The sequence below is a fragment of the Glutamicibacter sp. 363 genome, assembly GCF_052379505.1.
In the GTDB taxonomy this organism is placed as follows: Bacteria; Actinomycetota; Actinomycetes; order Actinomycetales; family Micrococcaceae; genus Glutamicibacter.
Genome location: NZ_JBQSYR010000030.1, coordinates 1 through 20484, shown reverse-complemented (window position 1 = coordinate 20484; position 20484 = coordinate 1). Strand labels below are relative to the sequence as shown.

Sequence of the window (20484 nt, the reverse complement as noted above, 5' to 3'; positions counted from 1 at the left end):
AATTTTGGCAGATTTCTGGATTCTGCTTGAACTTGAGCCATGTTCTGGTCTAAAGTCGGTCAAGTTCGGTGATTGAAACGATTCATTAAGGGTCGATCATCACCGACTCAGCGTCACAAGCATTCAACGAAGAGGGCAACGCATGAACAGGGTTTGTTTTCAGCTGCAGGTCAAGCCGGACCGGCTCGCCGAATACGCCGAACGCCACGCCGCCGTCTGGCCAGAGATGCTGCGGGCAATCAACGACGCGGGACGCCGCAACTACTCGCTCTTTCTCCGTGCCGATGGCCTGCTGATCGGCTACTACGAAACCGCCGACGACGCAGCCGCCCAGGCCGCACTGGATGCGGATCCACGCACCTCGGCCTGGGAGGCGCAGATGTCCGAGTTCTTCATCTCCCTCCACGGACGCCCCGATCAGGGCGCGCCGCGCCTGAGCGAGGTATTCAACCTCGAAGACCAGCTGGCCCAGCTCTAAACGGCGACACCGGCAACCCAATTCCACCACCGCAGAAGGAGAGATCCATGGGCGCTAAGCTGACCCCCGAGATCCTGACCACCCTTGAACGATTGGCCATCGAAGTCCCTTCCTGGGCCTACGGCAACTCCGGCACCCGCTTTAAGGTGTTCGGCACCCCGGGCACCCCACGCGACGCCTATGAGAAGATCGCCGACGCCGCGCAGGTCAACCGCCTGACCGGACTGGCTCCGGCCGTGGCCCTGCACATTCCGTGGGATAAGGTGGCGGACTTCGGCTCGCTGCGCACTCACGCGAACGACCTCGGGGTGGAACTGGGAACCATCAACTCCAACACCTTCCAGGACGACGAATACAAGTTCGGTGCGCTGACCCACGAAGATCCAAAGGTCCGCCGGAAGGCCATCGACCACCACATCGAGTGCGTAGACGTCATGGACGCCACCGGCTCCCAGGACCTGAAAATCTGGCTGGCCGAGGGCTCGAACTACCCGGGTCAGGCAGATATGCGCGGACGTCAGGACCGGCTTTCGGACTCGCTGTCCGAAATCTACGCCCGGCTGAGCGGCGAGCAGCGCCTGGTGCTCGAGTACAAGTTCTTCGAGCCCTCCTTCTATCACACCGATGTTCCGGACTGGGGCACCTCCTACGCCCAGGTGGCCGCGCTCGGCGAGCGGGCGTTGGTCTGCCTGGATACCGGGCACCACGCCCCGGGCACCAACATCGAGTTCATCGTGATGCAGCTGCTGCGCCTGGGCAAGCTCGGCTCCTTCGACTTCAACTCGCGCTTCTACGCGGATGACGACCTGATCGTCGGCTCCGCCGACCCGTACCAGCTCTTCCGCATCATGGCCGAGGTGGCCCGCGGCGGCGGACTGGATATCGATACCCCGATCACCTTCATGCTCGATCAGTGCCACAACGTGGAAAACAAGATCCTCGGCCAGATCCGCAGCGTGCTGAACGTGCAGGAAATGACCGCCCGCGCGCTGCTCATCGACCGGGTCGCCTTAACCGAGGCGCAGCTCTCCGGCGATGTGCTGGCCGCCAACGACCTTTTCATGAACGCGTTCTACACCGATATCCGCAGCGAACTCGCAAACTGGCGTGAATCGCGTGGCCTGCCTGCGGACCCGATGGAAGCCTTCCGCGCCTCGGATTACCAGAGCCGCATCGAAGCCGAACGCGCCGGCGGCGTGCAGGCAGGGTGGGGTGCCTGATGGCAACGGCACTGGCGAAAAAGCGCGGCATCAGCGGCTGGAAAGCCACCATTGCGGTGGCCATGAGCAACTACATCGAAGCCGGGGCAATTATTGCCCTGGCCACCAGCCTGACCCTCTGGCAGGGTGCCTTCGGATTTGATGACGGCATGGTCGGGGTCATCGCGGCGATCTCCGCCAACGCCTTCGGCGCCGCGGTGGGTGCGCTGATCGGCGGCCCATTGTGCGACCGGCTAGGACGCAAATTCATCTACACCTACGACCTGATCGTGTTCATGGTCGGTGCGCTGATGATTACCTTCGCCGCCAGCACCGTGCTGCTGATTATCGGCGTGATCCTCATGGGCATCGCCGTGGGCGCCGGAGTTCCGGCTTCCTGGACCTACATTGCCGAGGAGGCTCCGCAGGAGTCGCGCGCAGCGCACGTGGGAACCGCGCAGCTGGCCTGGTCTTTCGGCCCGGCGGTCGGCTTTGCCCTGGCCATCATGGTGGCACCGCTAGGGGTGAATGGGTCCCGGCTGATCTTCTTCCACCTGTTCATCGTCGCCGCGATCACCTGGTGGGTGCGCCGCGGGCTTCCCGAATCCACCCGGTGGAAGCAGCAGCGCGCGGAGGAAATCGCCTCCGGAGCCAAGATCTCCTTCTTCTCCGGCATCAAGGGGCTGCTGGCCGAACGCAAGAACTGGTCGGCGCTGTTCTTCCTGCTCGGGGTGTACGGACTATGGAATACCGTGGCCGGCCAGGCCGGTATCTTCCAGCCACGCGTGTACGCGGCGGCCGGCGTCGAGTCGGCCACGCAGCAGAACCTGCTGCAGGTTCTGGTCTGGGTGCTCACCGCGGCCGCCACCTACTTCGGCTTCATGAAGTACGGGGACCGGGTCTCACGCCGCTGGCTGTACTTTGGCGGAGCCGCCCTGGGCGTTGTCGCCTGGGTGGTGCTGATCTTCGCCCCTCCGGGAGCCTTCTCCCTGCTGTTCTTCGCCTGCGCCTGGGGCATCTCCGCCGGTTTGGGAGCCCAAGCCTTCTACGGCCTATGGACCGCGGAACTCTTCGCCACCAAATACCGCGCCAGCGCACAGGGCGTGCTGTTCATGCTCGCCCGGGTCCTGGTCGGCTTGCTGTCCCTGGTCTTCCCGGTCCTGCTCTCCGGCATCGGGCTGGAAAAGCTCGGCCTGCTGATCATCGGCCTGCTGGTAGTTGCCCTGCTGATCGGCACCATCTGGGCGCCGGAAACCCGCGGCAAGTCCCTCGAAGAAATCGAAGCCCAGCGCTACGGCACCAAGATCAACGCCTAATACGACTCAAGGATTGAACACAGACATGTCGAGAGAAACCATGACCATCAGCACCGCAGAACAGCTCATCAGCCGTTCAAACCGCCTCGGTGCGGAAAAGAAGAACACCAACTATGCCGGCGGCAACACCTCGGCCAAGGGCTTCGAGCCCGACCCGGTCACCGGAGAACAGATTGAGCTGCTCTGGGTCAAGGGATCGGGCGGAGACCTAGGCACCCTGACCGAGAAGGGCCTGTCGACCCTGCGGCTGGACCGGATGCGCTCGTTGGCCAACGTCTACCCGGGTGTGGACCGCGAAGATGAGATGGTGGCGGCTTTTGACTACTGCCTACACGGCAAGGGCGGAGCCGCACCCTCTATCGATACCGCCATGCACGGCCTGGTGGACGCGCCCCATGTGGACCACCTGCACCCGGATTCCGGCATCGCCATCGCCACCGCCAAGGATGGAAAGGAGCTGACCGCGCAGATCTTCGGCGGCAAGGTGCTCTGGGTGGACTGGCGCCGCCCGGGCTTCCAGCTGGGACTGGATATCGCCGCAATCAAGGATGAAAACCCGAACGCCGTCGGCTGCATCCTCGGCGGACACGGCATCACCGCGTGGGGCGAGACCTCCGAGGAATGCGAAGCCAACTCGTTGTGGATCATCGACACCGCCGCGGACTACATCAGCGAACACGGCAAGGCCCAGCCATTCGGGGCCCAGCTGCCCGGCTTCGAAGCACTGCCGGAAACCGAACGCCTAGCGCGCGCCGCCGCCCTGGCACCGACCCTTCGCGGTCTGGCCTCGAGAGACAAGCCGATGATTGGCCACTTCACCGACGACGAGCGAGTCCTTGATTTCCTGGCGAGCGAAAAACTAGCCGAACTTGCCGCACTGGGCACCTCCTGCCCGGATCACTTCCTGCGCACCAAGATCAAGCCAATGGTGCTGGATCTTCCGGCCACCGCTACCCTTCAGGAGCAGCTGGCCCGATTGGCCGAATTACACGTGGAATACCGTGCCGACTACCAGGCCTACTACGACGCCCACAAGGATGAAAGCTCCCCGGCCATCCGCGGCGCCGACCCGCTGATCGTGCTGATCCCCGGTGTTGGCATGTTCTCCTACGGTGCAAATAAGCAGACCGCCCGCGTGGCCGGTGAGTTCTACCTGAACGCCATCAATGTGATGCGTGGCGCCGAAGCACTGTCAACCTACACGCCGATCTCCGACGCGGAGAAGTTCCGCATCGAGTACTGGGCGCTGGAAGAAGCCAAGCTGGCTCGCATGCCTAAGCCGAAGAGCCATGCCGGGCGCATCGCCCTGGTTACCGGCGCCGCGTCGGGCATCGGCAAGGCGATCGCTACCCGGCTGGCCGCCGAAGGTGCTTGCGTGGTCATTGCCGATCTGGATTTGGCCAAGGCGCAGGCCGCGGCCGCGGAATTGGGCAATGCCGATGTGGCCGTCGGAGTCGCCGCAAATGTGGCCGATGGCGCGGCCGTCCAGGCGGCCATGGACGCCGCGGTGCTCGCCTTCGGCGGTATCGACCTGGTGGTGAACAACGCCGGACTGTCGCTGTCCAAGAAGCTGCTGGAAACCACCGAAGCGGACTGGGACCTGCAGCACGACGTGATGGCCAAGGGCTCCTTCCTGGTGTCCAAGGCGGCGGCCCAGGTGCTGATCGACCAGCGCATGGGCGGAGACATCATTTACATCTCCTCCAAGAACTCCGTCTTCGCCGGCCCGAACAACATCGCCTACTCGGCCACCAAGGCCGACCAGGCCCATCAGGTGCGCCTGCTGGCCGTGGAACTCGGCGAACACGGGGTCCGCGTGAACGGGATCAACCCCGACGGAGTGGTGCGCGGCTCGGGCATCTTCGCCTCGGGCTGGGGCGCCAACCGCGCCGCCACCTACGGGGTAGACGAGGAAGACCTCGGCCAGTTCTACGCGAACCGCACCATCCTCAAACGCGAAGTGGTCCCGGAGAACGTGGCGGATGCCGTGTACGTGCTCACCGGTCCGGAGCTGACCCGCACCACCGGCCTGCACATCCCGGTCGACTCGGGCGTTGCGGCGGCCTTCCTGCGATGAGTTCGAGTTTGGGCACCGCACCTGTTGCGGCCATCGATTTGGGCGCCACCAGCGGCCGAGTAATGCTCGGCCAGCTGGTGGACGGCAAGGTTGAACTGAGCCTGGTGCATCGCTTCGCCAACGGCGCGGTTGCGTTGTCCACCCTGGAAGACGGGGCGGACAGCTCGGCATTGGCCTGGGACATCGACCAGCTGTGGGAAGAAATTCGCCACGGGTTGGCAATGGCCTTCGCCCAGAGGCCCGACATAGCCTCCATTGGCGTGGACTCGTGGGCTGTGGATTACTCCTTGCTGCAGCAGGGGGAGCGATTAGGGCAGGTGCGCCATTACCGGGATCCGCGCAATGAGCTCGCCGTCCCGGCGCTGGAGGCCAGCTTTGACCGCAAGGAATTGTTTGCCCGCAACGGTTTGCAGTTCCTGCCTTTTAATACGGTGTATCAACTGGAAGCCGAACGGCACGAATCCCGGCTGGCCCAGGCCGATACGCTGCTTTTGATCCCGGACTACATCAACTATTTGTTGACGGGAATGGCGCGCAGCGAGTGGACCAATGTGTCCACCACCGGGCTATTGAACCTGGAATCCGGGACGTGGGACGCGGAACTGAGCGAGCATTTGCAGATCTCCAACTTGCTCGCTCCTTTGATTCGCCCGGGTGAAGTTGTCGGAACCTTGCGCGGATCGCTGGCTCAGGAGCTCGGTGCCCAGGGGGAGGTCCGGGTGCTCGCCGTGGCCTCGCACGACACGGCAAGCGCCGTGGCGGCCACCCCGTTGACGAGCGCGCAGTCGGCCTATATCTCGTGCGGCACCTGGGGATTGGTGGGGGTTGAACTTCAATCACCGGTGCTGGAGCCACGGGCCCAAGAATCGGGTTTCACCAACGAGCTGGGCCTCGACGGAACCGTCAGATTCCTGAAGAATGTGAGCGGAACTTTTCTGCTCAGCGAGGCAATACGAGCATGGAATGAGCAGGCCGAAAGCGACGGCAGCGGCAGCGTGACGCTGGAGCAGCTCTTGGCGCAGGCCGAGCAGTTGGAGGTCCCCGCAACGCTCATCGACCCGCAGGCCGATAGCTTCCTTGCCCCGGGGGCAATGCCCGAAAGGATCAGCCACGCGGTCATCGAGGCCGGAGGCGAGAGGCCGGAATCGCGGGCAGAGCTCATTCGAATCGTGGTGGAGTCCCTCGCCGAGAGCTTCGCGAGCCAGTCGTTCAAGGCCGCCGAGCTTGGCGGGTTTGTGCCTGACGCAATTCATCTTGTCGGCGGTGGTTCGCAGGGAAGTTTGCTCTGCCAGCGCACCGCCGATCGCGCGGGAGTTCCGGTCATCGCCGGACCGGTGGAATGCACGGCTCTGGGCAATGTGCTGGTGCAATTGCGTGCCTTGGAATCCCGGCCTTGGCCTCCGGGGGAGATTCGTGAGCTGGTACGAAAATCTGTTGATTGGGTGAGCTACCAGCCGAGGCTGGCAAAAAACTTGGTGTGAGATCCGTGTGGGCATCCCACACCAGCGCTGTTCATAGCCAATGAAAAGCGCCAAGACCTAGTGAACGAAGATCTTCTTCATTCGCTAGGTCTTGCTATTTAATGCTCTGCGAGCCGAAATTGGCGCAGACGAAGGCAGCTACGAATTCGGCGGCTGCCAATGGCGAGTGTCTTGACCGTGTCTAGTGGCCGCGCTGCACGAATACGACGGTATCTTCCAAGGTGGCCGGATTGCCGTCGGGGTCGGTGACCTCGCGTTCGACAATTTCGGCTCGCAGGATTGTCCACGCGCCCGAATCCAGGCTCAGCGATTCCAGCTCAGAATCCGGGGTGGGGAATTTATGCTGAGCCATTTGTTCGTTGGAGGCCCAGGAGGGTGCCGCGGCGTGCGAAACCGCCAGCAAATGCCCGCCCGGGGCTACGAGCGAAGCGGCCTTCTGCATGATTTCCGCCCGCGGAATTTCGAAGGGGGCTTGGAAAAAGCTCAGTGTCACCAGGTCAAAACGGTCTTCGCTGTCCCAGGTGGTGAGATCCTCCGCGATGAAGCTGGCGTCTTTCTCGCTGAGCCCCTGCTCCTTCGCCGCGGAGCGTGCGCGTTCCACCGCGGTCGCAGAAATATCGACACCGGTGGCTTGCCATCCCTTGTTCGCCAGCCAAATGGCGTCGGCGCCCTCGCCGCAACCGAAGTCCAGAGACCTGCCCGCGGGAAGATCTGCCGCGATCTCGGCAAGCATTTTGTTGACGTTCCCGGACCAGATCCGTTCGGACTGTCCGTAGTGGCTCTCCCAAAAGGCCACCGCGTCCGGTGCTGTGGTGTGGTGGTGTTCGTGCATTGAGTCCCCGCTTAGCGATCATTGAAAGTAATGCCTTCAGCCTAAGGTGATTCCGCGGTGCTGGCATCTAGATTTGCCTCACGCGCAAATTTTGGGATTGCGATCGATGAAATTCACCCGCGGTGAGCCAAAGATCGAGATAATTGGCACCCCGGGGGGACACGGGACGAATGAGTGCGCGCCGGGCTCAACCCGTAGGCTTTAACAAAACGAATCCGCACAAGAACCAAGGACATTTCATGGCCAGCAAAAAGAAGCAGGGCAAGAAGAACTCGGGCGCAGGAAACCCCGCAAAAGCAGCACAGCGCGGCCGCAGCGTCTTCAAAGTTCAGGCAGAAATTTCGGTAGATGCAATGCGCGAGGACTACGCCGCGTGGATCACCGAAACCGTGCCGGCCTTCGGCACCGCGGAAGCCGCGCAGATCGCAGAGATCCAGCTGGGCGTGGTGCGCTCGGTCGGCGCCCAATATGCCGAACTGGCCCGCAGCTCGAACCTGCGCGATATCGATCCGGAGCTCTTCGGACAGGTATTCGCCGAATTCCTGGTGAACCTGCCGGAGGGCCTCGAAGCCGAGCCGATATTCACCGCCTGGCTGGACTACTTCTCCTTCCTCACTAGCCGTGGGACATGGGAAGGCGGGGAAGAAAACCTCACCGAACTGCGTGAACTGCTCGACGACGCGCTGAAGGGTTTCGCCGAGGAAGACGCGGAACTGTGCGCACTGCTGCGCGGCACCGAACTGTACGCCAAGGTCAAGGCCTTCTCCGAAGCTCTGGGAGACGGCGTGGACATCAGCGCATTCAGCGAAGCCGGCAATGAGGCGCGGGTGCGCGTGATGAACTCGGTCGGTGTGGACGCGGCGACGGTGAAGGTCGACGAGCCAGCCCCGGATGTGTTCGCCCACGTCTGGAACGCCGCCATCCTCTCAGTCGTTGATCCTTCCGGCGGCAAGATCGTCCGCGACGAAGAAGCCTTCGCGCACTTTGTCGAAGGCGAAGAATCCGAGAGCGCGCAGCTGCTCTTCGAAATGGGCGTCGGCTGCGTGCAGAGCCACCTGATCCCCAACGATGCCTTCACCGAACGCGACGAAGCATTCTTCCTGGTGCTGCGGAATCTGCTGGTCACCGCCGTCACCGGCCGCGAGGCGGACTTCGAAGGGCTACGCCGCAATTGCGGACCGAAGAACTTCGACGCGGTCCTTCCCGAAGCTCGGGAGGCATTGGCTTCGCTAGCTGCTTTCGGGCTGCTTCAGGTCAAGGGCGAAGAGTACGGCGTTGACGAGCGACTGCTTCCGGTCATTTCTGCCGGGCTGAGCGAAGCGGAAAGCCTGATCGAAGAATCGGAATAGGCTTGCCGGCTAGTCCGGGGGGAACCCTCCGCTCTGGCGAAAGCAATCTTGATGAGCTGACGCAGGATCTCCAAGTCGATATCCTCCAGCTTTTTCACGTAAACACAGCCTGCTCCCTCGGTGTATTTTCCTAGCCGGGGGAGCAGCTGGCCGTCTTCGCGGTGCTCACGTGGTCGCCGGTTCGGGCGCTTGGAATATGGAAGAGATCTTGCGGTATTGCTTGCTGCCCATGGCCAGCAAGGCCGCAACCACCATGATTAGCCCCGCGCCGAGGAAGATGAGCGCGATACCTCGTGCATCACCCTGGCCTACAAGCCAGCCGAGGCTCGCATCGCCCTCTTCGGTTTTCATGAATGGAATGATCAGGTACTGGGCCACCGGGGCAATCATGAATGCGGTGATGGGTGCTGCCGCGGCCTCCATCATCTGCGCAAACCCGAAGACCCGCCCCTGGCGCCGGAAGGGTACGACTTTCTGGATCACGGTCTGCTCGGAGGCTTCAACCGCCGGGATCAGGATCATGTACAGCCAGATTCCCAGAATATAGAGCCAGGTCCATTCTCGAATGGTGAAGAGCGCACCGAGCATGCCCATCACCACCACGGCCAGCAAAAGGGTTCGAATCGGGTTCTTGCCCAGACCGAACTTGGCGATGAGCAGACCGCCAATGATGAACCCCGTCGAAGCTAGGCCAAAGACGATGCCCCAGGCTTCTACGCTCATGATCGTCAGCCCGTAGGGATCCATCAGCGCCATGTAGACCCCGCCGATGAAGTTGTTGAACATGGAGAATATGATCAGGGCGAACAGGCCAGGGATGGCCAGAACGGTGGTGAATCCGAGTTTGAGGTCGGTCCGCTTGGTATGCCCCGGTTCCACCTCGGGTGCTTCTTCGGGCAGCGAAACCGTCAGCAAATGTATGAGCGTCACCACGACCAGGACCAACGCCAGGGTGAGCGTCCACCCCATGCCCAGCAGGCCAATGGACAACCCGCTGAACACGCTGGTGACGATGAAAGCGATGCCCTGAACCGTACCGACCAGCCCATTGGCGTTGGCGTGGCGTTCCACGGGAATCAGCAGGGTTACGGTGGTCGACAAGGCGATGCCACGCATCTGCTCCACCACGGCGCCGATGAGAATGACTCCGCAGAACAACCAGAATTGCCAGCCGCCGATATTCAGAATGGATTCGGTGGGCAGCCACAGGTAGATCAACGCTGCCAAAGTGAACATGAGCGCGGTGAACACTGCAGAGAATACGAACACCGACTTCTTCTTGTGGTTGTCCACGATGGTTCCGAACACCATGGAGAACAGCGCAATCAGCAGCATGAAGGTACCGCCGATGATTCCGGTGGCCATCACGTTTTCGGTTTCGAGGTAGACCCAGAACGTCAGCGCAAACCACAAGTAGCTCGTGGTGAGGTTTGCTACCGCCGTGTTGACGAGGATATGCATGAAGGATCGTTGCCCGTCGCGTGGAACCCCTGGGTTCGGTGCGATCGAGTCTAGTTCACGATCCGGAGGTACATCGGTCATCGGAAGGGTCCCATGTTCATATGGTGCGCCAGTGTGTAGTAGTGAAAAGAATACTGACAACTACCGACAATGTCAGCGGGCCCGATAGGTAGCAACAGAACTTGTTGGCTCACTTGTCTTCGCGCAGATTATTATTCGGCAGGTCACATCCGGGAAATCAGGCTGTCATCGGATGTTGCAAGGCTATGAATATGGAAATCATCTTCAGGCACGTTAGCGCCTCCGATCCGGCCGTGGAATTATCGATCTCTGAGCATTTGCGTGAGATGAGCCCGACCGCGCCGCCGGAAAGCCGCCACGCGCTGAACAGCACACAGCTCGGGGAAAACCACATGACGATATTTGCCGGCTATCTCGGAGGCCAGATCGCAGCCTTGGGGGCGTTGCGGAACCTGGACAAGTCGAGAGCCGAGTTGAAAAGCATGCGCACCGCAGCGGCGCACCGCGGCAGGGGTTTAGGCCGAGCGATGCTGGAACGTTTGATCGGGCACGCCCGTGCGACCGGCATCAGCGATCTCTATTTGGAGACGGGAACACACGATCATTTCATTCCGGCACGCCAACTATATGCCTCGGCCGGGTTCACCGTTTGCGAACCGTTCGGTTCCTATGCCGAGGACCCGCACAGCGTCTTCATGCATCGTCGGCTCGACTGAATCGGGCGCTGCGCGCCTTAGGCGCCGAGTTTCCCGCCCAAGCGTTCGCGCATTCTCAGGCTTGCCTCGTTGAGGCCCAGTACCTGAACCTGCTTACCGTACTTCTCGTATTTATCCGTCACCGAATCCAGCGCTGCGATCGTGGAGGCGTCCCACAGATGGGAGGCGGACATGTCGATGATGATTCGTTGCGGATCACCGGCGTAGTCGAACTGGGTGTATAGGTCGTTGGAGGAAGCGAAGAACAATTCGCCGTCGACGGTGTAGATGGCCGCTTGGCCGTCCTCCACCCCGGTGACACTGCGTTTGACCGTCACGAAATGCGCTACCCGGTTGGCGAAGAGCACCACTGCGGTGAGCACGCCCAGGCCCACACCGATGGCCAGGTTGTTGGTGGCCACGGTGAAGACCACTGTGACAACCATGACCGCGGTTTCGCTCTTGGGCATCATCTTCAGCGTGCTCGGACGGATGCTGTGCCAATTGAACGTCGTGAACGACACGAAAATCATGATCGCGACAAGCGCCGCCATCGGAATCTGCGCCACGATGTCGCCGAAGAGTACCGCAAGCAAGAGCATGAACACGCCGGCAAACATGGTGGAGATGCGGGTACGCCCGCCGGAGGCCTTCACCCCGATCATGGTTTGGCCGATCATGGCGCAGCCGCAGATTCCACCAAAGAATCCGGTCACGATATTGGCGGTCCCCTGACCCCAGGATTCCCGGGTCTTGCTCGACGGGGTGTCGGTGATGTCATCTACGAGTTTGGCCGTCAGCAGCGATTCCAGTAGGCCAACGAATGCGACTGCCAACGCATAGGGCGCGATCACCTTCAAGGTCTCCACGGTGTAGGGAACCTGCGGGATGATGAAGAAGGGCAGCGAATCGGGCAGCTCTCCCTTATCTCCCACCGTAGGCACGGCGACCTTGGCGAACACGGTGATCAGGGTCAGCACCACGATTGCGACCAGCGGGGCGGGAACCGCCTTGGTGATCTTGGGGAAGAAATAGACTATGCCGAGCCCGAGCAGCACCAGCGGGTAAACGACCCACGGTACAGCCGTCAGCTCGGGCATCTGTGAGAGAAAAATCAGAATGGCCAAAGCATTGACGAAGCCGAGCATTACCTGTCTGGGGATGAACCGCATCAGCTTCGCCACACCTAGCAGGGCGAGGACGACTTGAAAGATTCCGGCGAGAATGACCGCGGCAAAGAGATAGTCCACCCCATGGCTGCGCACCAGGGGAGCGACCACTAGGGCCACCGCGCCGGCAGCCGCGGAAATCATCGCAGGACGGCCTCCGGTAAAAGCGATCACGATCGACATCGTGAACGAGGCGAAGATGCCGATTCTGGGGTCCACACCGGCAATGATCGAGAAGGCGATAACCTCCGGGATCAATGCTAGGGAGACTACTAACCCGGCCAGAAGCTCGGTTTTCAGAAGTCTCGGGGACTTCAGCGTGCGCCATACGGACTGGCGTTCTAGCGGAGTCAGGTCGGTGGCCACGATCGCCATAGGGGCTCCATTCAGTTAGACATCCCCGAATCGAAAATGCTGAGGGGACCTGACAGAATTATCTCATTTACCGAAGCCTCAGCGAGCGCCGAGTGCATGATGCGTACTACATGTCTTAGCCGAGCAGTCCAAACACTATTTTCGATTGGGGTCTCGGAGGATACCCCGAACTACGCTGGCTCTGTGGATGACGTTTTAAGTTCTGTTGGCGATCGGTGTGGGGTTTTCAACCCGGGAAGCCGGTGCGCCCTGTGGTGTGGGCGTGACGGCCATGGACGGCGCCCAACTGCCACCACCGTTTTCTCACGGAACCTCTCGCCGCTCGAGGGCGCCCGGCTTAACCAAGAATTCCCGCCGGCTAAGCCGGCGGGAATTCTAACGATCATCACTCGCACCTTCAATGAGGTAACTCCAGCCTAAGAGTCGACTCTGTGCTGGGGCTGAGTAATTCCGCGAGATAACCCGACAATCCAAGATCGGCCCGCTGACGAGGATTATCTTGTCGATTAACAAGAGCATCCCGCCGGTTGCCCGGCGGGATGCTCCCGATCATCACTCGCACCTTCAATGAGGTAACTCCACTCTAAGACAGGACTCTATGCTGGAGCTTTGGGTGGGCTCCGTATTCAAGCAACGGGTAGGTGGCACGCGATTTATCCCGGCACCGGATCCGCAAGAATTACGGATCCGTCTGGTGGCAGAAGAAGAGGTATCAGGTGAATGAGCTGGATGTTGGGTATTGGCGATCTCCGGCAAACACGGAATCTTGAGTTGGAAGGTCCCGTAGTACCGCTCGGTAGCTGATGCCGAAACGGCGGAAAGGTTTGCCGATCATTCCGTCGACAAATTTCGGGCCTTCGTCTGAACCGTCGGGCTCGGGCCGTCCGGTGAGTTGAACGGTTAAAAGTGAAAAGCTCCCGATGGATACAATCCATCGGGAGCTTTACGATCATCACTCGCACCTTCAATGAGGTACTTATAACTTTAAGCGCGCTTTCTGTGCAGGCACTTTGGCTGCGCTTCGGGTTTCCCGGTTCTAGAGCGTGCCGGGTCCAACGGGTATCTCTTCTCCGACATATACCTTGCCACCGCTTTCAAGGAACTGCCGGCTCTTCTCGGCCATCCCGGCCAATGCAGCCTGTGCCTCGGCGGATCCGTATTCATCCCGAATGTCTTGGGAGATCCGCATGGAGCAGAATTTCGGGCCACACATTGAGCAGAAGTGCGCGGTCTTCGCTGGTTCCGCCGGCAACGTCTCGTCGTGGTATTCCTGAGCGGTGACGGGGTCCAGTGAAAGGGAGAACTGGTCATTCCAGCGGAATTCGAAGCGCGCCTTGCTCAGCGCATCATCCCGCGCCGTGGCGCCCGGGTGGCCCTTGGCGAGATCCGCCGCGTGCGCCGCAATCTTATAGGTGATCACCCCGGTCTTCACATCATCCCGGTTGGGCAGGCCCAGGTGCTCTTTGGGCGTGACGTAGCAGAGCATCGCGGTGCCATAGCGGGCGATTTCGGTCGCGCCGATTGCGCTGGTGATGTGGTCATATCCCGGAGCGATATCGGTGACCAGCGGGCCGAGCGTGTAGAACGGCGCCCCGTCGCAAAGCTCCTGCTGGCGTTCCACATTCTCGCGCACCAGATGGAAAGGGATATGCCCGGGGCCTTCGACCATCACCTGAACATCATATTTCCAGGCACGCTTGGTCAACTCCGCCAAGGTATCCAGCTCGGCGAACTGGGCCGCATCATTCGCGTCCGCGATGGAGCCTGGACGCAGCCCGTCGCCCAGGGAGAATGCGACATCGTAGCGGGAGAAAATCTCGCAGAGTTCGTCGAAGTGGGTGTAAAGGAAATTCTCCTGATGATGCGCAAGGCACCAGCCGGCCATAATCGACCCGCCGCGGGAGACCATTCCGGTGACCCGGTTGGCGGTCAGCGGGATGTAGCGCAGCAGCACACCTGCATGAATGGTCATGTAGTCCACGCCCTGCTCGCACTGTTCGATGACCGTGTCGCGGAAGATCTCCCAGGTCAGTTCGTTCGCTTCGCCGTTGACCTTCTCTAGTGCTTGGTAGATCGGGACGGTGCCGATGGGGACCGGCGAGTTGCGGATGATCCATTCACGGGTGGTGTGGATATCGTCGCCGGTGGAAAGGTCCATCACCGTGTCGGCACCCCATTTGGTGGCCCACTGGAGTTTGGAGACTTCCTCGGCGATCGAGCTGGTCACCGCCGAGTTGCCGATGTTCGCGTTGATTTTTACCAAGAAGGCCTTGCCGATGATCATCGGTTCGGATTCCGGATGGTTGATATTCAGCGGAAGGATTGCCCGGCCGGCCGCTAGCTCGCTGCGCACCAGCTCGACGTCGCATTCTTCGCGCAGGGCCACATAGCGCATTTCCGGGGTGATGACCCCCTGCCGTGCGTAATGCATCTGGGTGACCCGCGTCCCGGGGGCCGAACGCAACGGTGGTGCCGAGCGCCCGGCCCATTCGGCGCTCGCCGTGCCGCGGCGGACCGCGGATCTGCCGTCGTCGTGCAGGTTGCGTTCGCGCCCTGCATAGTTTTCGACATCTCCACGCTCACGAATCCACGACTCTCGAAATGGTCTCAGCCCGGTGGTCGGGTCGCTTCCCGGGCCGCTGGTGCGGTACACCTGCAGCGGTTCGTTCGGCTCGCCGTTGGGGGCATCTGCCAGCTGGATCTGCGTGACGGGAACCGAAATTCCCGCAGACTCACGGTAGGCAAGGGTGTGGGCAGGGTGCTGTTCAAATTGTTCCACTGTGGGAAACTCACTTCCTTCGCCGGCATTACCCGGACAGGTTCAACGGTCGCGGACGGCGCTAGCCCGATCTCAGCCCCTGCGAGGGCACCCGTGTGGTCTCAAACAAGGTATCACGACTGGCAACGTGGTCTTGCAAGGAAGACGAGAAACTTTAAAGTGAAAGGCTCCCGTTGGGCAATATCCAACGGGAGCCTTACGATCATCACTCGCACCTTCAAGGAGGTGTCTACGACATTACCCGGGGTTTCTATGTCAAAGCTGAGCATAAACTCGGCAATTCCGAAGAGTCGGGGCGACTACTTGTTCAGGCTGAGTTCCTGCGATGCGTCGACTTCGATCGCGGGCTTCTTCCCGGCGTTAGGAATGCAGGCCGCCAAGATGGCCGCGACCACGGAAATGCCAGCTCCAAGTATCAGCGCCATGCGGAATCCGGATTCTGACGGTAGTGAAGCTCCGCCGAAATCGGTGGTCATCTGGGCCAGTACCAGGCCGATGACCGCGGCGCCTGTGGTGGTACCCAGTGAACGCATCAGCGTGTTAAAGCCATTGGCCGCAGCCGTTTCGCTGCGGGGGACTGCGCCCATGATGATCGCCGGCATGGCGCCGTAGGCCAGTGCCACGCCACCGTTGATGACGAGGCTGGTGAGCATCAGGCTCCACGCGCTACTCATGCCCAGCAGGGTCAGTCCGTAGCCGACGGCGATGACCGAAACGCCAAGTACCAGCGTGAACTTCGGGCCTCGTGCGTCGGAAAGCCGCCCGCCGACAGGGGAGAGCACCAGCATCATCAGGCCGCCTGGAGCCATCCAGAGGCCGGCTGCGAGAATCGACTGGCCCAAGCCATAGCCGGTCTGCGACGGCAATTGCAGGATCTGTGGCATGACCAGCATGCTGGCGTACATTCCGAAGCCGACGAAGATTGAGGCGATATTTGTCAGCAGCACGCGCGGAATAACAGCGGTGCGCAGGTCAACGAGTGGATCCTTGGTCCGTGTTTCCCAAATGCCCCAGAGCAGCAGCGTGAGGGCGGCGATTCCGAACAGGCCCAGCGTCAGCGGTGCCGCCCAGCCCCAAGAGGAGCCCTTGGAGACGGCAAGCATGAGCGAGATCAGGCCAATGCCCAGCCCAATGGCTCCCAGCCAGTCGAAGCGCTGTCCGGCGGCTCCTGCTGGCAGGGCAGGGATGAGTTTCCAGATGGCGATGACTACCAGCAGCGTGACTACCGCGCTGCCGTAGAACAGGGCGCGCCAGTTGGCGAAATCAATGACGGCGGCTGAGATCGGCATGCCAATTGCACCTCCGACGCCCAGCGTGGCGCTGACCGTGGCGATGGCCGAAGACAGGCGTTCCTTCGGAACCAGGTCACGGAGCATGGCGATGCCCAGTGGCACAATGCCCGAGCCAAGGCCCTGCAGCGCGCGGCCGACGATCATGACCTCCACCGTGGGGGCCATGGCGCACACGATGGAACCGAGGATCAGTGGCAGCGCCAGGATGAGCAGCATGCGCCGTTTGCCAAAGAGGTCGCCCAAGCGCCCGGAAATTGGTACTGCCACCGCGGCTGCAAGTAGCGTGGCGGTGATGATCCACGCGGTGTTTGACGCTGAGGTGCCAAAGATGCTGGGAAGCTGCGGGATCAGCGGCGTGACCATGGTCTGGGTGATCGACGACGCGATGCCCGCGGAGGCGAGAACGGCGACGGCTAGACCTGAGCCGGGAATCCCGGCAGAGGTGGGTTTGGACACGAGAGCCTCTCAGAATGAATGTGTAAGATACATAAAATGTTCATAATACATGTTCGGGTATGATCGAATGAGTAGAAGTGGAGAATTAGGTACATGAAACGCCGCACAGCAGATATCGAGTATGAGCAAACGCTGCTCAGCCGCTACACCATCGCGCAGCGCCGAAGCGGTGATGGCTTGGATCGCAGCGTCTATCTGCTGATGAGCCGCATCGAAGTCCAGGGGCCGATGTCGATCGGTGAAATGAGCACGGTTTTTCTCCTCGACGCCTCGACCCTGCAACGTCAAACCACCACCGCTGTGCGGGACGGCTATCTCGAACGAATCCTCGATCCGGCGGGCAGTGTTGCGCGAAAGTTTGCCTTGACCGAACTGGGGCAGCAGCGGCTCACGGAGGTTCGCGAGCATTCGGTCAGCGCAATCGACCGCATTACCTCGGATTGGCCGGCCGAAGAAGTCAACAAATTCGCAGAACTTCTGCATAAGTTCAACGCGTCAATCGAGGACTACCGCGAACAGCAGGGCGGTAAGTAGTCGGCTACGCGTCAAGGGTGCGTAATGCATATAAATCAGCTCGCTGGTGCTCAAAAGTATGTATGCCTGCCTATATTCCCGGGATTCAAGAGCACCTAATGTTGAGTCCATGACACAGCGCACGCCAGCCGCGGCCCAACCACTAAATGTGGCAATCGTTCCGGACTCCTTCAAAGGCAGCGCCCGGGCCAGCGAAGTCGCGGACGCGATCGCCGCAGGGGTGAATGCGGCTGCTACCTCTGTGGCCCGTACGGTATCGATCACCGCCGTTCCCTTTGCCGATGGCGGCGAGGGAACCCTCGATGCGTTGATCGACGCTTGGGGAACCGAAGCGAAGGTCGTTGAAACAACCGATGCGCTGGGCAGGACCGTCAACTCGCGTTTCGGGTTGTCTGCAGATGGAACGACCGCCGTGATCGAGGCGGCGGAAGCCGCGGGATTGCCCCAGGTCAGTGACGTACCGCGGCAACCACTTCAAGCCACCACTTTTGGGCTGGGCCCACTTGTCATTCAAGCCTTGGAGCTTGGAGTGCAGCGAATCATTCTTTGTCTTGGTGGCTCGGCCACCACCGATGGCGGAGCTGGATTGCTCGCAGCTCTGGGTGCGAAGTTCCTCGATGCTCAGGGCAAAGAATTGGCTGCGGGCGGTGGTGCGCTGAACGACCTGGCGAGCATCGATATCTCCGGTCTGGATTCGCGAGCTTCTCGAGTCAAATGGCAGATCGCCTGCGATGTCACCAATCCGTTGCTGGGAGAAAACGGGGCCGCCGCGGTTTTCGGACCGCAAAAGGGCGCCTCGCCCCAGGAAGTGGAAGCACTGAATGCGGGACTGGCTCGGCTCGCTGACACCTTGGAAACCGCGTCCGGTCGAAAGCTGCGCGAGCAGCCCGGCATGGGAGCCGCCGGCGGCTTGGCGCTCTGCCTTGGATCTTACTGCGAGGTTGAGCTCGTGCCCGGGTGGGAACTGGTAGCGCAGGCTTTGAACGCGCACCAGATTCTTGCCGACGCGCAGCTGGTCTTTACCGGTGAGGGGCGCCTGGATTCGCAATCCCTGCAGGGCAAGGTGGTCAGCGGGGTGCTGCAAGCTGCGCGCAGAGATGCAGACATTATCGTGATCGCCGGATCGGTAGACCTTGCCGAGGAGCTGCTCGCCGAGTCGGGAATTCTCGCAGCCTATTCGATAGCACAGGGCCCGGCCGATCTCGGTGAGCTTTCATCGCAGGCTTTGGAGCTCATCCGGCGCACCGCATATCAGGTGGCGCGCACTTACCTGCATTAAAGTAGGCGCCTATTCGGGCGCTTGCCGGATCGGCGCTGAGCAATCCGGCATTCATGATCACGCGCACCGGCTCCTCGTAATATTTGCCACTGTCCGCATGGCTCCCCGCGTAGTTCGGCAGAAGACCCGAATGATTACACACCTGAGTTGAATCCTTCACACCAAGATTTTCACACCAAATTGGGCGAGTGGCCGTGGTGTGCCGCTGCAGACGGACCCGACACAAACGCCTCGGTCCGGATCCAGCCCTATGGGCGTTGCGCAGGACCAGACGCCCGTGACGTGAAACGCGATGTTGAACAGGAGCATGCAGAGATTCTTGCTTCGGCCCTGGATCGCGATGCGCGATGGGCTGGTGAACTGTTGTGTAACGGCGCGGCGAGGCTCCCCTGTTCTCCGCACGAACCGTCCGCTTCCTGAACGCGTAGTTCAGGACGTAGCTGGTTGCGTAGGAGGGGAAGTCTAGGGCGAACAATCTGGGTCGGCCCGGAAATCGTGGTGTGTATGGAGCCAGGAACCGTGAAATTCAGCTGTTTTTGAGGCCAATCTTTCGAGTCTGAGATGCCGAGTTGGGGGAGTGGCGTAGCTTCAGAAGCGAGTCGCTCAGGGTGGGCGCGCGGATGAATAATCTTTTGAATTGCTCCGAGCAGGCGACCGGGCGGACAGCCGGGAATATCTAGCCTGCATCGTAGCTTGGCACCAGTATGGCAATCAATGACAAATCGGTACAGAGTGAACAACGCACAGCGCTCGTGGTTGGAGCGACGGGCATCGCAGGATCTGCACTTGTGGAGACCCTCGCCACCGCAGGATGGTCAGTTATTGCCTTGTCCCGCAGGCCGGGGGCTGATCGCGACGGAGTGCGCTGGCTTTCCGCGGACCTGACTTCGGCTGAATCAGTGGCGGCCGTTCTCGCTCCTGAACATCCGACGCACGTCTTCTTCACCGCTTGGTCGCGGCAGGACTCTGAGGAAGAGAACATCACTGTCAACGCAGGCATGTTGCGAGTTCTCTTGGCCGCGCTGCGGGACAAGCCGGTTGCCCATGTGGCTCTGATGACGGGGCTAAAGCACTACCTTGGCCCTTTCGAAGCCTACGCCGCCGGCGAGATGCCGGATACTCCGTTCCATGAAGAAGAACCGCGGCTGCCCGTTCGGAACTTCTACTACGCGCAAGAAGACGAGTTGTTCGCCGCGGCCGCCGAGCAGGGGTTCACCTGGTCCGTGCACCGCGCGCACACCGTCATTGGGCATGCTGTGGGAAACGCAATGAATATGGGGCTCACGCTCGCCACGCAAGCAACGCTGTGCAAGGAAACGGGAGAACCGTTCGTCTTCCCGGGCTCAGAAATGCAATGGAACGGGCTGACTGACATGACAGACGCCGGTCTGCTTGCAGAGCATATGCTCTGGGCTTCGACGACCCCTGCTGCTGCCAATGAGGCCTTTAATATCGTCAATGGCGATGTCTTTCGGTGGCGCTGGATGTGGCCGAAGCTCGCCGCGCACTTTGGAGTTGAATGGGAAGGCTACCAACAGGCGCCTCGGCCTCTCGAGCAGGCCATGAGCGGCCGGGAAAGGCAGTGGAGCGAGTTGGCGCTGAAGCACGGGTTGGCGGAACAAAAGCTGGGTCGCATGGCTTCGTGGTGGCACACCGACGGTGACCTAGCCCGGGTATTTCATGACGAAGGC

15 protein-coding genes and 1 riboswitch are annotated in these 20484 nt (G+C 61.1%); of the genes, 10 read left to right on the top strand and 5 right to left on the bottom strand.

All coding sequences use genetic code 11. The features are described 5' to 3' along the window. The first annotated feature begins 142 nt into the window (after positions 1–142). The 5 genes from ACT3UA_RS15925 to ACT3UA_RS15905 are packed head-to-tail and all read left to right on the top strand — an operon-like array spanning position 143 to position 6551. Positions 143–478 (top strand): L-rhamnose mutarotase, encoded by a 336-nt coding sequence (locus tag ACT3UA_RS15925; RefSeq protein ID WP_096257458.1) that lies wholly within the window; start codon positions 143–145, stop codon positions 476–478. Positions 479–525: 47 nt separating this feature from the next. Beyond that, positions 526–1698, top strand: a complete 1173-nt coding sequence (rhaI, locus tag ACT3UA_RS15920) for an L-rhamnose isomerase (protein ID WP_096257460.1) — start codon at positions 526–528, stop codon at positions 1696–1698. Then, positions 1698–2993 carry an MFS transporter gene (locus ACT3UA_RS15915; protein WP_205738301.1) on the top strand — a complete coding sequence of 432 codons (1296 nt, stop codon included), beginning with the start codon at positions 1698–1700 and terminating at the stop codon, positions 2991–2993. The genes rhaI and ACT3UA_RS15915 overlap by 1 nt, the downstream gene beginning before the upstream one ends. A gap of 40 nt (positions 2994–3033) precedes the next feature. Then, positions 3034–5070 (top strand): bifunctional aldolase/short-chain dehydrogenase, encoded by a 2037-nt coding sequence (locus tag ACT3UA_RS15910; RefSeq protein WP_096282691.1) that lies wholly within the window; start codon positions 3034–3036, stop codon positions 5068–5070. Beyond that, entirely contained in the window at positions 5067–6551 is a 1485-nt protein-coding gene (locus ACT3UA_RS15905) for a rhamnulokinase (protein WP_444617300.1), read from the top strand. The genes ACT3UA_RS15910 and ACT3UA_RS15905 overlap by 4 nt, the downstream gene beginning before the upstream one ends. 181 nt (positions 6552–6732) lie before the next feature. Here ACT3UA_RS15905 and ACT3UA_RS15900 read toward each other — a convergent pair whose 3' ends face one another. Further along, complete coding sequence (locus ACT3UA_RS15900; RefSeq protein ID WP_096257463.1) at positions 6733–7383, bottom strand: class I SAM-dependent methyltransferase; 651 nt, start codon at positions 7381–7383, stop codon at positions 6733–6735. Positions 7384–7622: 239 nt separating this feature from the next. Here ACT3UA_RS15900 and ACT3UA_RS15895 point away from each other — a divergent pair, with 239 nt between their 5' ends. Then, complete coding sequence (locus tag ACT3UA_RS15895; RefSeq protein WP_444617297.1) at positions 7623–8732, top strand: hypothetical protein; 1110 nt, start codon at positions 7623–7625, stop codon at positions 8730–8732. Between the two features lie 165 nt (positions 8733–8897). Here ACT3UA_RS15895 and ACT3UA_RS15890 read toward each other — a convergent pair whose 3' ends face one another. Continuing rightward, entirely contained in the window at positions 8898–10274 is a 1377-nt protein-coding gene (locus tag ACT3UA_RS15890) for an MFS transporter (RefSeq protein WP_096257469.1), read from the bottom strand. Positions 10275–10465: 191 nt separating this feature from the next. On the opposite strand from ACT3UA_RS15890, the gene ACT3UA_RS15885 reads away from it, so the two are divergent. Next, complete coding sequence (locus ACT3UA_RS15885) at positions 10466–10930, top strand: GNAT family N-acetyltransferase (RefSeq protein ID WP_240520576.1); 465 nt, start codon at positions 10466–10468, stop codon at positions 10928–10930. Positions 10931–10947: 17 nt separating this feature from the next. On the opposite strand, the gene ACT3UA_RS15880 is transcribed toward ACT3UA_RS15885, so the two are convergent. The 3 genes from ACT3UA_RS15880 to ACT3UA_RS15870 form a co-directional block, all read right to left on the bottom strand. After that, the gene (locus ACT3UA_RS15880; protein ID WP_096282681.1) at positions 10948–12453 is read right to left on the bottom strand and encodes a SulP family inorganic anion transporter; all 1506 of its coding nucleotides are present in this window, start codon (positions 12451–12453) and stop codon (positions 10948–10950) included. 1036 nt (positions 12454–13489) lie between these two features. Then, complete coding sequence (thiC, locus tag ACT3UA_RS15875; protein ID WP_444617294.1) at positions 13490–15232, bottom strand: phosphomethylpyrimidine synthase ThiC; 1743 nt, start codon at positions 15230–15232, stop codon at positions 13490–13492. Next, positions 15230–15337, bottom strand: a riboswitch (TPP riboswitch). Its footprint overlaps the gene before it by 3 nt. Before the next feature lie 194 nt (positions 15338–15531). After that, on the bottom strand, positions 15532–16980 hold the full coding sequence (locus tag ACT3UA_RS15870; RefSeq protein ID WP_096282677.1) for an MFS transporter: 1449 nt from the start codon (positions 16978–16980) through the stop codon (positions 15532–15534). Positions 16981–17073: 93 nt separating this feature from the next. Here ACT3UA_RS15870 and ACT3UA_RS15865 point away from each other — a divergent pair, with 93 nt between their 5' ends. The 3 genes from ACT3UA_RS15865 to ACT3UA_RS15855 form a co-directional block, all read left to right on the top strand. Then, a complete protein-coding gene (locus ACT3UA_RS15865; protein WP_096257478.1) occupies positions 17074–17514 on the top strand; it encodes a MarR family winged helix-turn-helix transcriptional regulator in 441 nt (146 codons plus the stop codon). Positions 17515–17623: 109 nt separating this feature from the next. Next, complete coding sequence (locus tag ACT3UA_RS15860) at positions 17624–18793, top strand: glycerate kinase (RefSeq protein ID WP_096257480.1); 1170 nt, start codon at positions 17624–17626, stop codon at positions 18791–18793. A 704-nt stretch (positions 18794–19497) separates the two neighbouring features. Beyond that, a partial coding sequence (locus ACT3UA_RS15855; protein ID WP_444617291.1) for an SDR family oxidoreductase occupies positions 19498–20484 on the top strand: 987 nt, incomplete at its 3' end.